The organism is Arthrobacter sp. G.S.26, from assembly GCF_050847375.1.
Classification (GTDB): Bacteria; Actinomycetota; Actinomycetes; order Actinomycetales; family Micrococcaceae; genus Arthrobacter.
Map to the genome: position 1 here is coordinate 3345897 of NZ_CP193752.1, position 12262 is coordinate 3358158.

The window sequence follows — 12262 nt, forward strand, 5'->3', positions numbered from 1 at the left end:
ATGAACAGTGCAGAGAACAGCACGGCAGCCCCCGGCGGGCCCCTGGACATCGATCCCGCACTCAAGGCCCTGGCGGCCGCCCTCCACGGTGAGGGTCCCGCCGTCGAACTTTCCCTCGGCGCGGACGGCGCCCTGGTGGTGGGACACGTCGAAACCCCCGGCTGCGACGACGCCGTGGCGGTGGTCCGCACCTCCGGATCCACCGGCACGCCCAAGGCGACCATCCTGACGGTGGAATCCCTGGCGGCGTCCTCCATGGCCACGGCGCTGGCGCTCAAGGGCGAGGGCCAGTGGCTGTTGGCGCTGCCCGTCCAGTACGTGGCCGGCATCCAGGTGCTGGTCAGGTCGCTGTTCGCCGGCACCCGGCCCTGGGTGATGGACATGTCCGGCGGGTTCACGCCGGAGGCCTTCACCCAGGCGGCCCTGGAACTGACGGACAAGATCCGCTTCACGTCCCTGGTCCCCACGCAGCTGCGCCGGCTGCTGGACCACCCCTCCCCCGAGACCCTCGCCGTGCTCCGCCGCTTCAACGCCATCCTGCTGGGCGGTGCGCCCGCGCCGGCGTCGCTGCTGGCAGCCGCCACGGAGGCCGGGGTCCGCGTAGTCACCACGTACGGTTCGGCCGAAACCTCGGGCGGCTGCGTCTACAACGGCTACCCGATGGAGGGCGTCTCCATGCGCGTGGCCGAGGACGGCCGGATCCTGCTGGGCGGCGACACCATCACCGCCGGCTACCTTGAGGCCCCGGATGAGGAAACCCGCACCTTCTTCGAGGAGGACGGCGTGCGCTGGTACCGGACCAGCGACCTGGGCAGCATTGACGGCGACGGCCGGCTCACCGTCCTGGGCCGTGCTGACGATGTGATCATCACCGGCGGCGTTAAGGTTTCCGCCGCGCTGGTGCAGGCTGAGCTGGAGAAGAACGACGGCGTCTCCGCGGCTTTTGTGGCCGGCGTTCCGTCCACGGAATGGGGCCAGGCCGTGGCGGCCTACGTCGCGTTCGCCGGGGCGGAGGGCGGCAGCGGGGACCCCGCCGCCGGGCTGGCCGCCGAATGGCACGATGCCCTGGGGCACCTCGCCCCCAAAACCGTGCTGGTGGCGCCGGACCTGCTGATGCTCCCCAACGGCAAACCTGACCGGCTGGCCATGACAGCGGAGCTCAGCGCCCGGCACGCGGGAAAGTAGAGTGGACCTGCACCATTGCGGCGGCCGCGTAGCCGGCCTGCCGTTTTCCCGAACCAACATGAGGTACTGACCGTGGCCACAGCCGCTCAATGGATCCAAGGCGCCCGACTCCGGACGCTGCCTGCCGCGATTGCGCCGGTGCTGATCGGCTCCGCCGCCGCCTACGGGATGGATTCATTCCTTCTGTTCAACGCCATCCTGGCGGCGCTCGTGGCGCTGCTGCTGCAGGTGGGCGTGAACTTCGCCAATGACTACTCGGACGGCATCCGCGGCACGGATGATGACCGGGTGGGTCCGCTGCGCCTGGTGGGGTCCGGGGCCGCCAAGCCGAACCATGTGAAACTCGCCGCGTTCGCGTGCTTTGGCGTGGCCATGGCGTTTGGCCTGGTCCTGGTGGTCATCACCCAGAGCTGGTGGCTGATCCTTGTGGGGCTGGGCTGCGTCATGGCGGCCTGGGGCTACACCGGCGGCAAAAACCCGTACGGCTACATGGGCCTGGGCGACGTGTTTGTGTTTGTGTTCTTCGGCCTGGTGGCCACCCTCGGCACCACCTACACGCAGGCGGGCCAGATCGACCTGCCTGCCATCATCGGCGCCGTGGGAACCGGCCTGATCGCCACCGCCCTGCTGATGGCCAACAACGTCCGGGACATCCCCACGGACTTGCAGGCCGGCAAAAAGACCCTGGCCGTCCGGCTGGGCGACAAGCACGCCCGGGAAAGTTACGTCCTGATGCTGGCCGTGGCCATCCTGCTGGTGGTCATCCTGGCCCCGACCCGCCCGTGGATGCTGATTGTCCTGCTGCTGATCCCCGCGTGCCTGATGCCCGCCTGGCTGATGATCAACGGCCGCAAGCGCAAGAGCCTGATCCCGGTCCTGAAGCAGACCGGCCTGATCAACCTCGGATACAGCGTGCTGTTCGCCGCAGGCCTGGTGCTCAGCCACGGCTTCTAGCAAACGCTAGCTGCGGGCCCCGGGGTCCTTGGTGTTGTTGCTGATGGCGATGTCCGGGTTGGCGTCCAGCAGGGCGTCCTCGGCGTTGGCGTCCTGGACCTCCCCGGCGGACCGCATGGGCTTGGCCTTGCCGGAGAACCGGTGGTGCAGGTTGGCTGCGGCGGCGTCACGCTGCTTCTGGAAAAAGAGGTAGCTGACGGCGAACGCAATCAGCGCAGCGCAGATGACTGACATCAGGGCGCCCAACTGCAGGATCGTGAACAACACGAAAAGCGGGACGAACAGCGCAAGACGGATGAGGGAATATTTCAAAAAGGCCACATTCAAGTTTAGCGGCCTCCCGCCCGGGCCCTTGCCCTGCAGGTAACGATAGACTTGATGGCATGCTCTTCCGTGTGGCTCTGGCCGTCGCAGTCCTCGTCATCTTCGTGTATGGCCTCGTGGATGTGATCCGTACCGACGCCCGTCAGACCCGGGGCATCTCCAAACCGGCCTGGATCGTAGTGATGATCGTCCTGCCCGTGGTCGGCGCGATCCTGTGGCTGCTGATCGGCCGCCCGCGCGGCACCCCGCCGCAGCAGCAGGCCCGCCGCCACCCCACCGCCCCGGACGACGATCCCGAATTCCTGCGGAACCTCGAGTCCCGCCGGCGCAACCAGACTGAGGCGGAGCGGCTGAAGAAGCTGCAGGCCGACCTTGAGGCCCGGGACCGGCAAGAGGGCACCGGCACGGACAAACACGAATCCGACGAACACGACGCGGACGGGCTTAAGTAGCAGCCCGCTCCCCCGGCTACACCGGCAACTCCGGCAACACACAACGGGCCCTCCCCGGCTGGATCAGCCAGGCAGGGCCCGTTGTGGTTTGCAGCCCCCTCCGGGGCGTTGCAGGTGCCTTACAGCCCCGAGTAGGAGTGCAGGCCGTTGAAGAACTGGTTCACGATGGTGAAGTTGAAGACCACGCACAGGTAGCCAACGATCGAGAGCCAGGCTGCCCGGGTTCCGGTCCAGCCCCTGGTGGCGCGTGCGTGCAGGTAGCCGGCGTAGACCACCCAGATGACAAAGGTCCAGACTTCCTTGGTGTCCCAGCCCCAGAACCGGCCCCAGGCCTTCTCGGCCCAGATGGCACCGAACATCAGCGTGAAGGTCCAGCCGATGAAGGCGATGGCGTTGATGCGGTAGGAGAGGTTTTCCAGGCTCAGCGCGGACGGGACCAGGCGCATGAAGCCCAGCTTGTCCGCGCCGCCGGCAGCCACGGTCTTCTGCCGGTGCGACTGCACCAGTTGCAGCGCGGACATGGCGAACGTCAGGGTGAAGAGGGCGGAGGAGAGCACCGCGATGGAGACGTGGATGATCAGCCAGTAGCTCTGCAGGGCCGGCACCAGGTGCCCCACCGGGGTGAAGTAGGCAACGGATGCCGCCACCAGCATGATGATGGCCAGGCCCACCACAAAGGTGCCCAGGAACCGCAGGTCGCGGCGGATCAGCACCAGCAGGAAGACGGCCACGGCCACAAACGCGCCGGTGGTCAGGAATTCGTACATGTTGCCCCACGGCACCCGCCCGGCGCCCAAGGCGCGGGTGATGACGCCGGCGGCGTGGATGAGGACGCCCAGGACGGTCAGGGCCACGGCAATACGCGCGGGCGCGCGGCGCTCGGCGGCGTACTTCATGTCGCCGTCGGCGGTGATGACCCCGCCGCCGTTTCCGGCAGCCACGGCCGACGACGGACGTTCGGCCCGGCCCGCAGGCCCGGCCAGATGCGACGCGTCGGAGCGGGAGCCGGCTTGCGCCGCCCCGGCCGCAACCGGCACCCTGGTGGGTGACTCGGCCTGTGCGGCCTTCAGGTCGATGGCGCGCAGGGCCTTGCTGCTTTTGGCCAGGTCCCAGGCAAACGCGATGAACGCGATGGTGTAGGTGCCAGCGGCCAGCAGCATAAAGAGCTCGCTGTACTGGCCCATGGTCTCGTTGATTCCGAACGGCATTACTGGTCCTTTTCGGGCCCGGCGGGGCCTGCTGGGGTGGGGGAGCCTGCGTTATTATCGCGCTTGCTGCTGGGAGTTTGCTGGGATGCGTCCGGGGATTCGGGTTCCAGCTGCCATTCGGTGGCGAACAGCCCCTTCAGGGCTGCCGCTTCGGCGGCCAGCCTGTGGTCCTCGCCGCGGGCCAGGAGGCCGTATTCCACCATGGTCCGGCCGTCCTCATGGGTCCCGGTCCGGACCCAGACGCGGCGCCGGTTGATGTAGAGGGACAGGATAAGCCCGGCGACAGCCAGCAGCGCGAACGCCAGGGCGTAGGCCTGGCCGGGGTTGTGGTGGATGTCCACGCCGATGTAGCGCTTGACGCCGTCGAAGCTGATGCTGCCCTTACCGTCCGGAAGGGTGTAGGAGGCGCCGGGGGTGAGGGTGATGCCGCCGGCGTCGAGGTTCCGGGCGTTGAGCGGCGTGAGGTCCTCAACGTCGAGTTCAAAGACGTTCTGCGGTGCCCCGTTGTCCAGTCCCAGGTCCCCGTAGTAGGAGTTCAGCGTCAGCTGCGGGTTGAACAGTTCGGGGTCGGCGCTGAAGGAGACGCCTTCCGGAGTGATGAACGCGGTGGGCAGGAAGAAGCCCACAAAGCCCAGCTGGTCCGGGGCGGCGTCGGGAACCTTGATCACCACGGAGGAGTAGTAGTTGTCGCCCTGGAGCTTGGCCACCACCGGGCCCTGCATGGACACGTTCCCGTCACCGTCACGGACGGTCACCACCGGGGCGTAGCCGTTACCGGTGAGGTAGATGCTGGTGCCGCCCAGGGTGATGGGGTCGTTGACTTTGAGGGTCTCGTCCCGGGCGGGGGCGTCCGGGTTTTCCTTGGTGGTGACAGCCGCCGAAAAGTCGATGGGCTGGCCGAACTTACCCTGGGATTCCCGGTCGAAGGTGATGTCGAACTTGTTCAGCTGGATGGAGTACGGTTCCAGCTGCCCGGACTGGAAGTTGGTGCCGGGGGTGAACTGGTCGTAGCCCACCAGCGTGTTCACAAACGTGTCACCCTCCACCAGGATGCGCTGGCCGCTGTAGCCGAACAGGCCGCCCAGCGCCACGGAGACCAGGACACCGATCAGCGAGGTGTGGAAGATGAGGTTGCCCACCTCCTTGGCGAAGCCGCGTTCGGCACCGATCGAAGGCCGCGCGCCGTCGGCGTCCCGGACGTCCACGCGGTAGCCGCGCTTCCGGAGCAGCCCGGCGGCGCCGTTGATGGCGTCCGACGCCGGGATCCCGGCGTCGGCCGGTATCACCAGGGTGCCGTACTCGGGGAGGCGGGAGAGACGTTGGGGGGTCCGCGGCGGTTGCGACCGCATCGCCTTGAAGTGGGCGATGGCGCGGGGCACCACGCAGCCGATCAGGGAGACAAAAAGCAGCAGGTAGATGGCCGAGAACCACGCGGAGGAATACACATCGTAGAGCTGCAGCGCATCAAGCACCTTGCCGTAGTCCGGGTTGTCCTTGATGTACTGCGTGACGATCGAGGGGTTCGCGGGGCGCTGCGGGAACAGGGAACCCGGCACCGCGGCAACAGCCAGGAGCAGCAGCAGGAACAGCGCCGTGCGCATGCTGGTCAGCTGGGTCCATGCCCAGCGGAGCATACCTTTGATCCCGAGGGCTGGCAGCGCCGCGTCCGCTTTCGCGGCGGCGACGGGGGCCGGGGATTTCTTTTTTACCTTCACACGCTCGCTCATCAGATCGGCAACTTCACATCGGTTTGGAACCAGTACTGCAGCCCGGTCACCCAGGTTCCCCAGACACCGCTGGCCATCAGGATGCCCAGCAGCACCAGGATGCCGCCGCCGGTCCGCTGGATGGCCAGGCGGTGCTTGCGGAAGAAGGACATCACACCCATCCCCCGGCGGACCGCGAGGGCGATCAGGAGGAAGGGGATGCCCAGGCCCAGGCTGTACACAAAGGCCAGGAAGGCGCCCTTGGCGGCGGAGGAGCCGCCGGACAGGCTCAGCAGCTGCACTGCGGAGTACGTGGGGCCGATGCACGGCGCCCAGCCCAGTCCGAAGGTCAGCCCCAGCAACGGGGCGCCCCAAAGGCCGGCGGGCGGCTTGGCATGGATTTTGGCGTCGCGCTGCAGCCAGCCGAGGCCACCCATAAAGACCACACCCATGATGATCACCAGGATGCCCAGCAGCTGCGTGATCCATGCGTTCTGCGAGCCGGTGATCAGGGTGCCCAGCTGGCCGAACGCGCCGCCCAGCAGGACAAAGATCACGGAGAAGCCCAGGACGAAGAGCCCGATTCCGGCGAACATCCGGCCACGTTTCTGCTTCTGCAGGTCAACGCCGCTGAGCCCGGTCACGTATCCCAGGTAGCCGGGCACCAGGGGCAGTACGCACGGTGAGAGGAAAGACACCAGGCCGGCCAGCAGCGCCACCGGGATGGCCAGCAGCAGCGAGCCGTTGAGGATGGTTTCAGCGAAGGGGCTGTTCACGGGCGCCCGGGGCTACTCTGCCACGGCGGCGGTAATGAGGGCTTTCAGCGTGCCTTTTTGGATCTCGCCAAGGACGCGGGAAGCCACCCGGCCCTGCTTGTCCAGGACCAGGGTGGTAGGGACCGCGCCGGGAGGGACCAGCCCCGAGACGGCCAGCAGCACGCCGCCATCCTTGTCGTCGAAGCTGGGGTAGGTGAGGTTGAACGTCTTATCGAACGCTTCAGCCGTGGCTTTCTCGTCCCGGAGGTTCACGCCGAAGAACTGGACGCCCTGGTCCTTGAACTCCAGGTGCAGTTCCTCCAGGAGCGGCGCCTCGACGCGGCACGGCGCGCAGGCGGCGAACCAGAAGTTCAGCACCGTGACCTGGCCCTGGAAGTCGGCGGGTGCCACGTCAGTGCCGTTAAACAGGGTGCCGCTGACCTGGATGGCGGATTTGCGGTCCGCGGCGGCGAATTCGGTGACGGAGCCGTCACCGGCCACGTAGTTTTTGTTGTCCCCTGCCTTGGCCTGCTTGGCCAGGGCGTCCTCCTGGGCACAGCCGGACAGGCCAACTGTCAGGGCCGTCAGGGCCAGGCCGCCGGTGACCAGCATGCTGCGGCGCGAGGTGAGGGGCAGGTTGCCGGTCCCCCGGTCGATGTTCCGGGCCATGGTCAGGCTCCCGGGGTGCTGGCCGCACCGGGGAGGAGTGCGGCAGCGGGCTCGCTGTAACGGACGTCCGCAAGGTTCCCGCCGTCGTCGAACACCAGGGAGGTCACCGACGTGAGCGTGCATTCGCGTTTGCGTGGATCGTGCCACAGCCGGCGGCCTTCCGCGCTGAGCCGCGTGGCCCAGATGGGGAGCTGGTGGCTGACCATGATGGCCTCGGGGCCGTCAGCGCCAAAATCGCCTGCAGCCAGGTTGATGGCCTGGAGCCTGGCGTCCTGGATGGCGGCCATCATCCGGGCGGCCTGCTCCTTGTACGGTTCGCCCCAGGAGGGCCGCAGCGGGTTGACCAGGTGCGGCCAGTGCCGGGGCCGGCGAAGCTCCGCCTTGCTGACCTTCATGCCCTCGAAGTAGTTCTGGGCCTCGATGATCCGGCTGTCCGTATGGACCGGCAGGTGCAGGGCGTCAGCCGTGGGCGCGGCGGTTTCCTGGGCCCTGACCAGCGGTGACGCTGCCAGGTAGGTGATGCGGGCACCGGCGGCGGCCCGTTCCCGGAAGTATTCCGCCAGCAGCTGGGCCATCTCCTGGCCCAGCCGGGACAGGTGGAATTCGGGCAGCCTGCCGTACAGGACGCCATCAGGATTATGGACCTCGCCGTGGCGGAGCAGATGGACAGTGGCTTGGGGCATGTTTACCAGTTTCTCAAAGATGGCGTGCGATCCGAAATCTTCTACATCCAGTAGAACTTAAGTTTTTGAAGAAATGTTCCGCAGGAGGGAACAAAACATGCAAATGCATGTTTATACTGGATGCAGCAGTTAGTTGAGACTTCAAGTTATCGAGTCCCAGCGAACCGAACCCGGCATAACACCTCAAGGAGCACACCATGGCACTTCCCGCAGACATCACCACCGGCACCTGGACCCTCGACAACTCCCACAGCGAGATCGGCTTCACCGTCCGGCACGCAGGCATCAGCAAGGTCCGCGGCCAGTTCACCGACGCAGCCGCCACCCTTGAGCTGGCCGAGGACGTCGCCGATTCCCGGATTAACGCCACCATCAAGACCGCCAGCTTCGACTCCGGCGACGCCAACCGCGACGGCCACGTCCGCGGCGGCGACTTCTTCGACGTCGAGCAGTTCCCGGAAATCTCCTTCGTTTCCAACGGCCTGGTTGCCAAGGGCAACAGCTACGAACTCGCCGGCGACCTCACCATCAAGGGCGTTACCCGTCCGGTCACCCTGGACACCGAATTCAACGGCGTGGCCGTTGACCCGTTCGGCAACACCCGCGCCGGCGTCTCCGCCGAGACCACCATCAGCCGCAAGGACTTCGGCCTCACCTGGAACGCCGTCCTGGAGACCGGTGGCGTCCTGGTCAGCGACAAGGTTGCCATCAGCCTGGAACTGGCCTTCATCGCTCCGGCCGCGTAACTGATCGCCCCCGCTGCCTGACTGGCAGTACCCGGAACCCCGGCACCGGACCGTCAGGTCCAGTGCCGGGGTTCGGCGTTTAACGCCCCGGCCGCGCAGCCCGCGGGCCCTCGGAATACCTCCCAGGAATGACCCATAACGCGCACGCGCAAGGGTACGGTGGAAGGAAGCCATGCTGGGGGTACGGCCCAGGTCCGCTCCCCCGGCAGCCCACCTGGAAATCCGAGAGCAAAGGACCGCTTCATGAGCACTCCTCCCGTCCCGAATGATCCGCAGTCAGGCGAGCCGCAGCCCGGCCAGCCCCGCTATGGCGAAAACGCACCGCAGTACGGCCAGAACCCGCCGCAGTTCGGCCAGAACCCACCGCAGGCTCCCGCCTGGAACCAGCAGCCTGCCGGACAGCCCCCGTACGGCCAGTCGCCCTATGCGCAGTCCCCGTACGGGCAGCCTGAGGATGCCGGCACCAATGGCGTTCCGCAGCTGGTGACCATCTCTTTCTGGCTCATCATCGCCTCGGCCGTGATCTATGTAATCTCGATGTTCACCGGCCTGGGCCAGCTGGATGATCCTGCAATGCGCGGTCCCATCGACGATCAGCTTGAGGGCAGCGGAGTCTCCTATGAAGACGTCAAGGGCTTTATGACCGGCTCCCTGGTGGTCTTCGCCATCATCGGCGTTGCCCTGTACCTCATGGTGGCCTTCTTTGTCCGCAAGGGCAAGAACTGGGCCCGCATCCTGGGCACCGTCTTCGCGGCGCTGTCCATCATCGGCCTCTTTGGCATCCCCTCCATCGGCACCCTGGGCACCGTGGCCGGCATTGTGGCAATCGTGCTGCTTTACCTGCCCAAGGCTGCGCCCTACTTTCGGAAGCAGCAGCCGTTTGCCAACCCATACGGCGGCAGCCCGTACGGCCGCTAAGCCCGGCTGAAACCACCACCCCTGCGGGCGTGGGCCCCGGAACCGCCGGAACCTAGGCGGTCTGACCCGGGGCCTGCGCCCGCTGTGCGTGGTACGCAAGAATCTGCAGTTCGGTGGCCATGTCCACCTTTCGCAGGTTGACGCCCTCGGGGACTTGCAGCATCACGGGGGCGAAGCTGAGGACACTGTTCACTCCGGCCGCCACCACCCTGTCGCAGACGCCCTGGGCAACGGCGGCCGGCAAAGCCAGCACCACCATGTTCGCCCCCGTGCGCTGCAGCACGGCTTCAAGGTCTGCCACGTCGCTGACACGCAGCCAGCCCACCTCGTTCCCCACCACCATCTGGTCGGCATCGAAGATGGCCACCACGTCAAAGCCGCGGGACTCGAACCCGCCATACCTTGCCAATGCCTTGCCCAGGTTGCCGGCACCAACGATTGCGACTTTCCAGTCGTGGGTCAGGCCCAGGGCGGCGGCAATGTGGCGGCTGAGGTACTGCACCTCGTAGCCCACACCGCGGGTGCCGTAGGAACCCACATGGGAGAGGTCCTTGCGCAGCGTGGCTGAACTGACGCCGGAGGCCTCGGCCAGGGACTCGGAGGAGACCCGCTCCACACCGTCAGCCAGGAGCGTATTGAGGGCGCGCAGATAAATGGTCAACCGGGCCACGGCCGCGGGGGGAATCTGCTTGGCCGAGGCGTCCGGCAGGTCCGGGACAGCCTGGGGCGTTGGGTCCAGCGAAGTCACCAGCCCCTCCTTGCATCACGTTGGAACTCCACTCTAAAGCCCCGGCGCCAGTGCCAACAAAGCACCTGCCCGCAAAGGCCGGCCGCCTGCCACGTGCGGTCCCTACTCCGCCAGCGCGCGCCGCAGGAGCCGGGCCAGCCGGTTTTCATCAATTTTCCAGAAGTCGCGCTGCACCCCGTCCACCAGCACCACGGGAATCTCCTCGGCATACCGCTCGCGGAGTTCCGGCTGCTGGTCCACCTGTTCCTCGGACCACTCCAGCCCCAGTTCAGCGGCCACCCTGCCCACGGTGCGGCGGGCCTCCTCGCATAGGTGGCAGTCGGCTTTGGTGATCAGGACAACGGTGGGTGCAGCCATGCCTTAACCGTAGCCCCGCTGACGCTGTCCGGTGACGCGACGCCGCCGGGCCTGCGGATTGACTAGACTCGAGTCCATGCCCGTGGAGAGATATGTCGCCGTCGTCACAAGCCCGGTTGCTGCGCCGCAGCCGGGCGAGGCGGCGTTCTTCGACGTGGACAACACCCTGATGCGCGGTGCCAGCCTGTTCCACGTGGCCAGGAAGATGCACCAGCGCGGGGCGTTCACGCTGCGGGAGGCCGCGGGCATGGCGTGGAAGCAGTTCAAGTTTGTTGCCCGTGGCGAAAACATCGACGACGTCCATGCCGTCCGCGATTCAGCCCTCACCCTCGCCGCCGGCATCAGTGTTGCCGACATCAAGGCGCTCGGCGAGGAAGTCTATGACGAGATGATCGCCTCCCGGATCTGGCCCGGGGCCAAGGCCCTGGCCCAGCAACACCTCCGGGTGGGCAGGCGGGTGTGGCTGGTGACCGCCACTCCCATCGAAGTCGCCACAGTGATTTCCACCCGGCTGGGACTCACCGGAGCCCTGGGCACCGTGGGTGAAGTGGCGGACGGCCTTTACACGGGCCGCCTGGTGGGTGACATCCTGCACGGCTCCGCCAAAGCGGTGGCCGTCCGGGGTATTGCGGAAGCCGAGGGCCTGGACCTGTCGCGCTGCTGGGCCTACAGCGACTCCTACAACGACATCCCGCTGCTGAGCCTGGTGGGGCACCCGGTGGCCATCAACCCGGACGCCCGGCTCCGGCGGCACGCCCGGGACAACAGCTGGCCGGTGTACGACTTCCGCGCCGGCCGCCGCGCCGCGACCTTCGGCCTGAAGGTGGCAACCGCCTGCGGCGCCGTCTACGGCCTGTGGAAAGGTTTCGCCCGGATCCGCGGCCCCCGCATCTAACTGGCAGTTGTTGTCGTTATGAGCGCTCATAACGACAACAACTGCTACCTAGTTGGGAGAGGGCAGCAAAATGCCCGCCACCTGGAAGGCGACGGGCATTTCCACGCTGTACGAAGTATCTCTACTTCTTATTGCGGCGCTGGTGACGGGTCTTGCGAAGCAGCTTGCGGTGCTTCTTCTTGGCCATACGCTTGCGACGCTTCTTAATAACTGAACCCACGAAAGTTCCTCACAAACTAGATGCAGTACCTGTCTGTTGGGATGGTCCGTGGACAAAGCTACGAACTGCACAACCGACAGATTCCAACAATGACGTAAAACGTTCCTTAACAGGGTACCGCTTTCCGGGGGCGGCTTCTGACAACAAAGCGCACCACAGGCTCACGGTGCCCCATTAAGGCTGAAAACCTCAGGCGGTTTCGGTATGCCCGTCGACAACAGCACCCTTGAGGTACTGGTCCACGGCATTCTCGGGGACCCGGTAGGACCGGCCGAAGCGCACCGCCGGCATTTCACCGGAGTGCACCAGCCGGTACACGGTCATTTTGGAGACGCGCATGACCTGGGCTACTTCAGCCACTGTCAGGAACTTCGCGTTGGAGAAGTTCTGTTCTGCCGACATTTCCCTATTTTCCTTTGCTGACGGATGGACACAGAGACCC

Annotated in this window: 16 protein-coding genes; 6 read left to right on the forward strand and 10 right to left on the reverse strand. The window is 66.4% G+C overall.

From position 1 onward, the window contains the following. Together ACRB8A_RS15395 and ACRB8A_RS15400 are read left to right on the forward strand one after the other, a co-directional pair. Nucleotides 1–1185 carry an AMP-binding protein gene (locus ACRB8A_RS15395; protein WP_200933610.1) on the forward strand — a complete coding sequence of 395 codons (1185 nt, stop codon included), beginning with the start codon at nt 1–3 and terminating at the stop codon, nt 1183–1185. A gap of 72 nt (nt 1186–1257) precedes the next feature. Beyond that, the gene (locus ACRB8A_RS15400) at nt 1258–2139 is read left to right on the forward strand and encodes a 1,4-dihydroxy-2-naphthoate polyprenyltransferase (RefSeq protein ID WP_056596539.1); all 882 of its coding nucleotides are present in this window, start codon (nt 1258–1260) and stop codon (nt 2137–2139) included. A 6-nt stretch (nt 2140–2145) separates the two neighbouring features. On the opposite strand, the gene ACRB8A_RS15405 is transcribed toward ACRB8A_RS15400, so the two are convergent. Next, on the reverse strand, nt 2146–2460 hold the full coding sequence (locus ACRB8A_RS15405; protein WP_050684474.1) for a DUF4229 domain-containing protein: 315 nt from the start codon (nt 2458–2460) through the stop codon (nt 2146–2148). 62 nt (nt 2461–2522) lie between these two features. Between ACRB8A_RS15405 and ACRB8A_RS15410 the strand changes: the two genes are divergently transcribed. Beyond that, the gene (locus ACRB8A_RS15410; protein WP_050684441.1) at nt 2523–2915 is read left to right on the forward strand and encodes a PLD nuclease N-terminal domain-containing protein; all 393 of its coding nucleotides are present in this window, start codon (nt 2523–2525) and stop codon (nt 2913–2915) included. Nucleotides 2916–3034: 119 nt separating this feature from the next. Here ACRB8A_RS15410 and ccsB read toward each other — a convergent pair whose 3' ends face one another. The 5 genes from ccsB to ACRB8A_RS15435 are packed head-to-tail and all read right to left on the reverse strand — an operon-like array spanning nt 3035 to nt 7936. Beyond that, on the reverse strand, nt 3035–4123 hold the full coding sequence (ccsB, locus tag ACRB8A_RS15415; protein WP_432245049.1) for a c-type cytochrome biogenesis protein CcsB: 1089 nt from the start codon (nt 4121–4123) through the stop codon (nt 3035–3037). Continuing rightward, nucleotides 4123–5850 (reverse strand): cytochrome c biogenesis protein ResB, encoded by a 1728-nt coding sequence (gene resB, locus ACRB8A_RS15420; RefSeq protein ID WP_432245050.1) that lies wholly within the window; start codon nt 5848–5850, stop codon nt 4123–4125. The genes ccsB and resB overlap by 1 nt, the downstream gene beginning before the upstream one ends. Then, complete coding sequence (locus tag ACRB8A_RS15425; protein ID WP_432245051.1) at nt 5850–6605, reverse strand: cytochrome c biogenesis CcdA family protein; 756 nt, start codon at nt 6603–6605, stop codon at nt 5850–5852. Before ACRB8A_RS15425 ends, resB begins: the two co-directional genes overlap by 1 nt. 12 nt (nt 6606–6617) lie before the next feature. Continuing rightward, complete coding sequence (locus tag ACRB8A_RS15430; RefSeq protein WP_050684473.1) at nt 6618–7196, reverse strand: TlpA family protein disulfide reductase; 579 nt, start codon at nt 7194–7196, stop codon at nt 6618–6620. A 59-nt stretch (nt 7197–7255) separates the two neighbouring features. Next, nucleotides 7256–7936 carry a histidine phosphatase family protein gene (locus ACRB8A_RS15435; RefSeq protein ID WP_432245052.1) on the reverse strand — a complete coding sequence of 227 codons (681 nt, stop codon included), beginning with the start codon at nt 7934–7936 and terminating at the stop codon, nt 7256–7258. A 197-nt stretch (nt 7937–8133) separates the two neighbouring features. Here ACRB8A_RS15435 and ACRB8A_RS15440 point away from each other — a divergent pair, with 197 nt between their 5' ends. Together ACRB8A_RS15440 and ACRB8A_RS15445 are read left to right on the forward strand one after the other, a co-directional pair. Continuing rightward, nucleotides 8134–8682, forward strand: a complete 549-nt coding sequence (locus tag ACRB8A_RS15440) for a YceI family protein (RefSeq protein WP_050684436.1) — start codon at nt 8134–8136, stop codon at nt 8680–8682. 243 nt (nt 8683–8925) lie between these two features. Continuing rightward, nucleotides 8926–9600: a hypothetical protein gene (locus tag ACRB8A_RS15445; protein WP_432245053.1), complete on the forward strand. Its 675-nt coding sequence runs from the start codon at nt 8926–8928 to the stop codon at nt 9598–9600. A gap of 52 nt (nt 9601–9652) precedes the next feature. Here the strand turns inward: ACRB8A_RS15445 and ACRB8A_RS15450 are convergent, their stop codons facing one another. Further along, entirely contained in the window at nt 9653–10348 is a 696-nt protein-coding gene (locus ACRB8A_RS15450; RefSeq protein WP_056596524.1) for a redox-sensing transcriptional repressor Rex, read from the reverse strand. A 102-nt stretch (nt 10349–10450) separates the two neighbouring features. After that, a complete protein-coding gene (locus tag ACRB8A_RS15455; protein WP_050684433.1) occupies nt 10451–10705 on the reverse strand; it encodes a glutaredoxin family protein in 255 nt (84 codons plus the stop codon). A 76-nt stretch (nt 10706–10781) separates the two neighbouring features. Between ACRB8A_RS15455 and ACRB8A_RS15460 the strand changes: the two genes are divergently transcribed. Continuing rightward, nucleotides 10782–11600, forward strand: coding sequence for an HAD family hydrolase (locus ACRB8A_RS15460; protein ID WP_432245054.1), 819 nt, complete (start codon nt 10782–10784; stop codon nt 11598–11600). 121 nt (nt 11601–11721) lie between these two features. On the opposite strand, the gene ACRB8A_RS15465 is transcribed toward ACRB8A_RS15460, so the two are convergent. Beyond that, nucleotides 11722–11820, reverse strand: coding sequence for a 30S ribosomal protein bS22 (locus ACRB8A_RS15465; protein ID WP_003792170.1), 99 nt, complete (start codon nt 11818–11820; stop codon nt 11722–11724). A 189-nt stretch (nt 11821–12009) separates the two neighbouring features. Further along, complete coding sequence (locus ACRB8A_RS15470) at nt 12010–12222, reverse strand: helix-turn-helix domain-containing protein (protein WP_050686732.1); 213 nt, start codon at nt 12220–12222, stop codon at nt 12010–12012. Nucleotides 12223–12262: the final 40 nt, after the last annotated feature.

Coding starts and splice junctions, on each gene's coding strand:
- ACRB8A_RS15395 (WP_200933610.1), top strand. CDS start 1: ATGAACAGTGCAGAGAACAGCACGGCAGCCCCCGGCGGGCCCCTGGAC.
- ACRB8A_RS15410 (WP_050684441.1), top strand. CDS start 2,523: ATGCTCTTCCGTGTGGCTCTGGCCGTCGCAGTCCTCGTCATCTTCGTG.
- ccsB (WP_432245049.1), bottom strand. CDS start 4,123: ATGCCGTTCGGAATCAACGAGACCATGGGCCAGTACAGCGAGCTCTTT.
- resB (WP_432245050.1), bottom strand. CDS start 5,850: ATGAGCGAGCGTGTGAAGGTAAAAAAGAAATCCCCGGCCCCCGTCGCC.
- ACRB8A_RS15430 (WP_050684473.1), bottom strand. CDS start 7,196: ATGCTGGTCACCGGCGGCCTGGCCCTGACGGCCCTGACAGTTGGCCTG.
- ACRB8A_RS15435 (WP_432245052.1), bottom strand. CDS start 7,936: ATGCCCCAAGCCACTGTCCATCTGCTCCGCCACGGCGAGGTCCATAAT.
- ACRB8A_RS15440 (WP_050684436.1), top strand. CDS start 8,134: ATGGCACTTCCCGCAGACATCACCACCGGCACCTGGACCCTCGACAAC.
- ACRB8A_RS15445 (WP_432245053.1), top strand. CDS start 8,926: ATGAGCACTCCTCCCGTCCCGAATGATCCGCAGTCAGGCGAGCCGCAG.
- ACRB8A_RS15455 (WP_050684433.1), bottom strand. CDS start 10,705: ATGGCTGCACCCACCGTTGTCCTGATCACCAAAGCCGACTGCCACCTA.
- ACRB8A_RS15460 (WP_432245054.1), top strand. CDS start 10,782: ATGCCCGTGGAGAGATATGTCGCCGTCGTCACAAGCCCGGTTGCTGCG.
- ACRB8A_RS15470 (WP_050686732.1), bottom strand. CDS start 12,222: ATGTCGGCAGAACAGAACTTCTCCAACGCGAAGTTCCTGACAGTGGCT.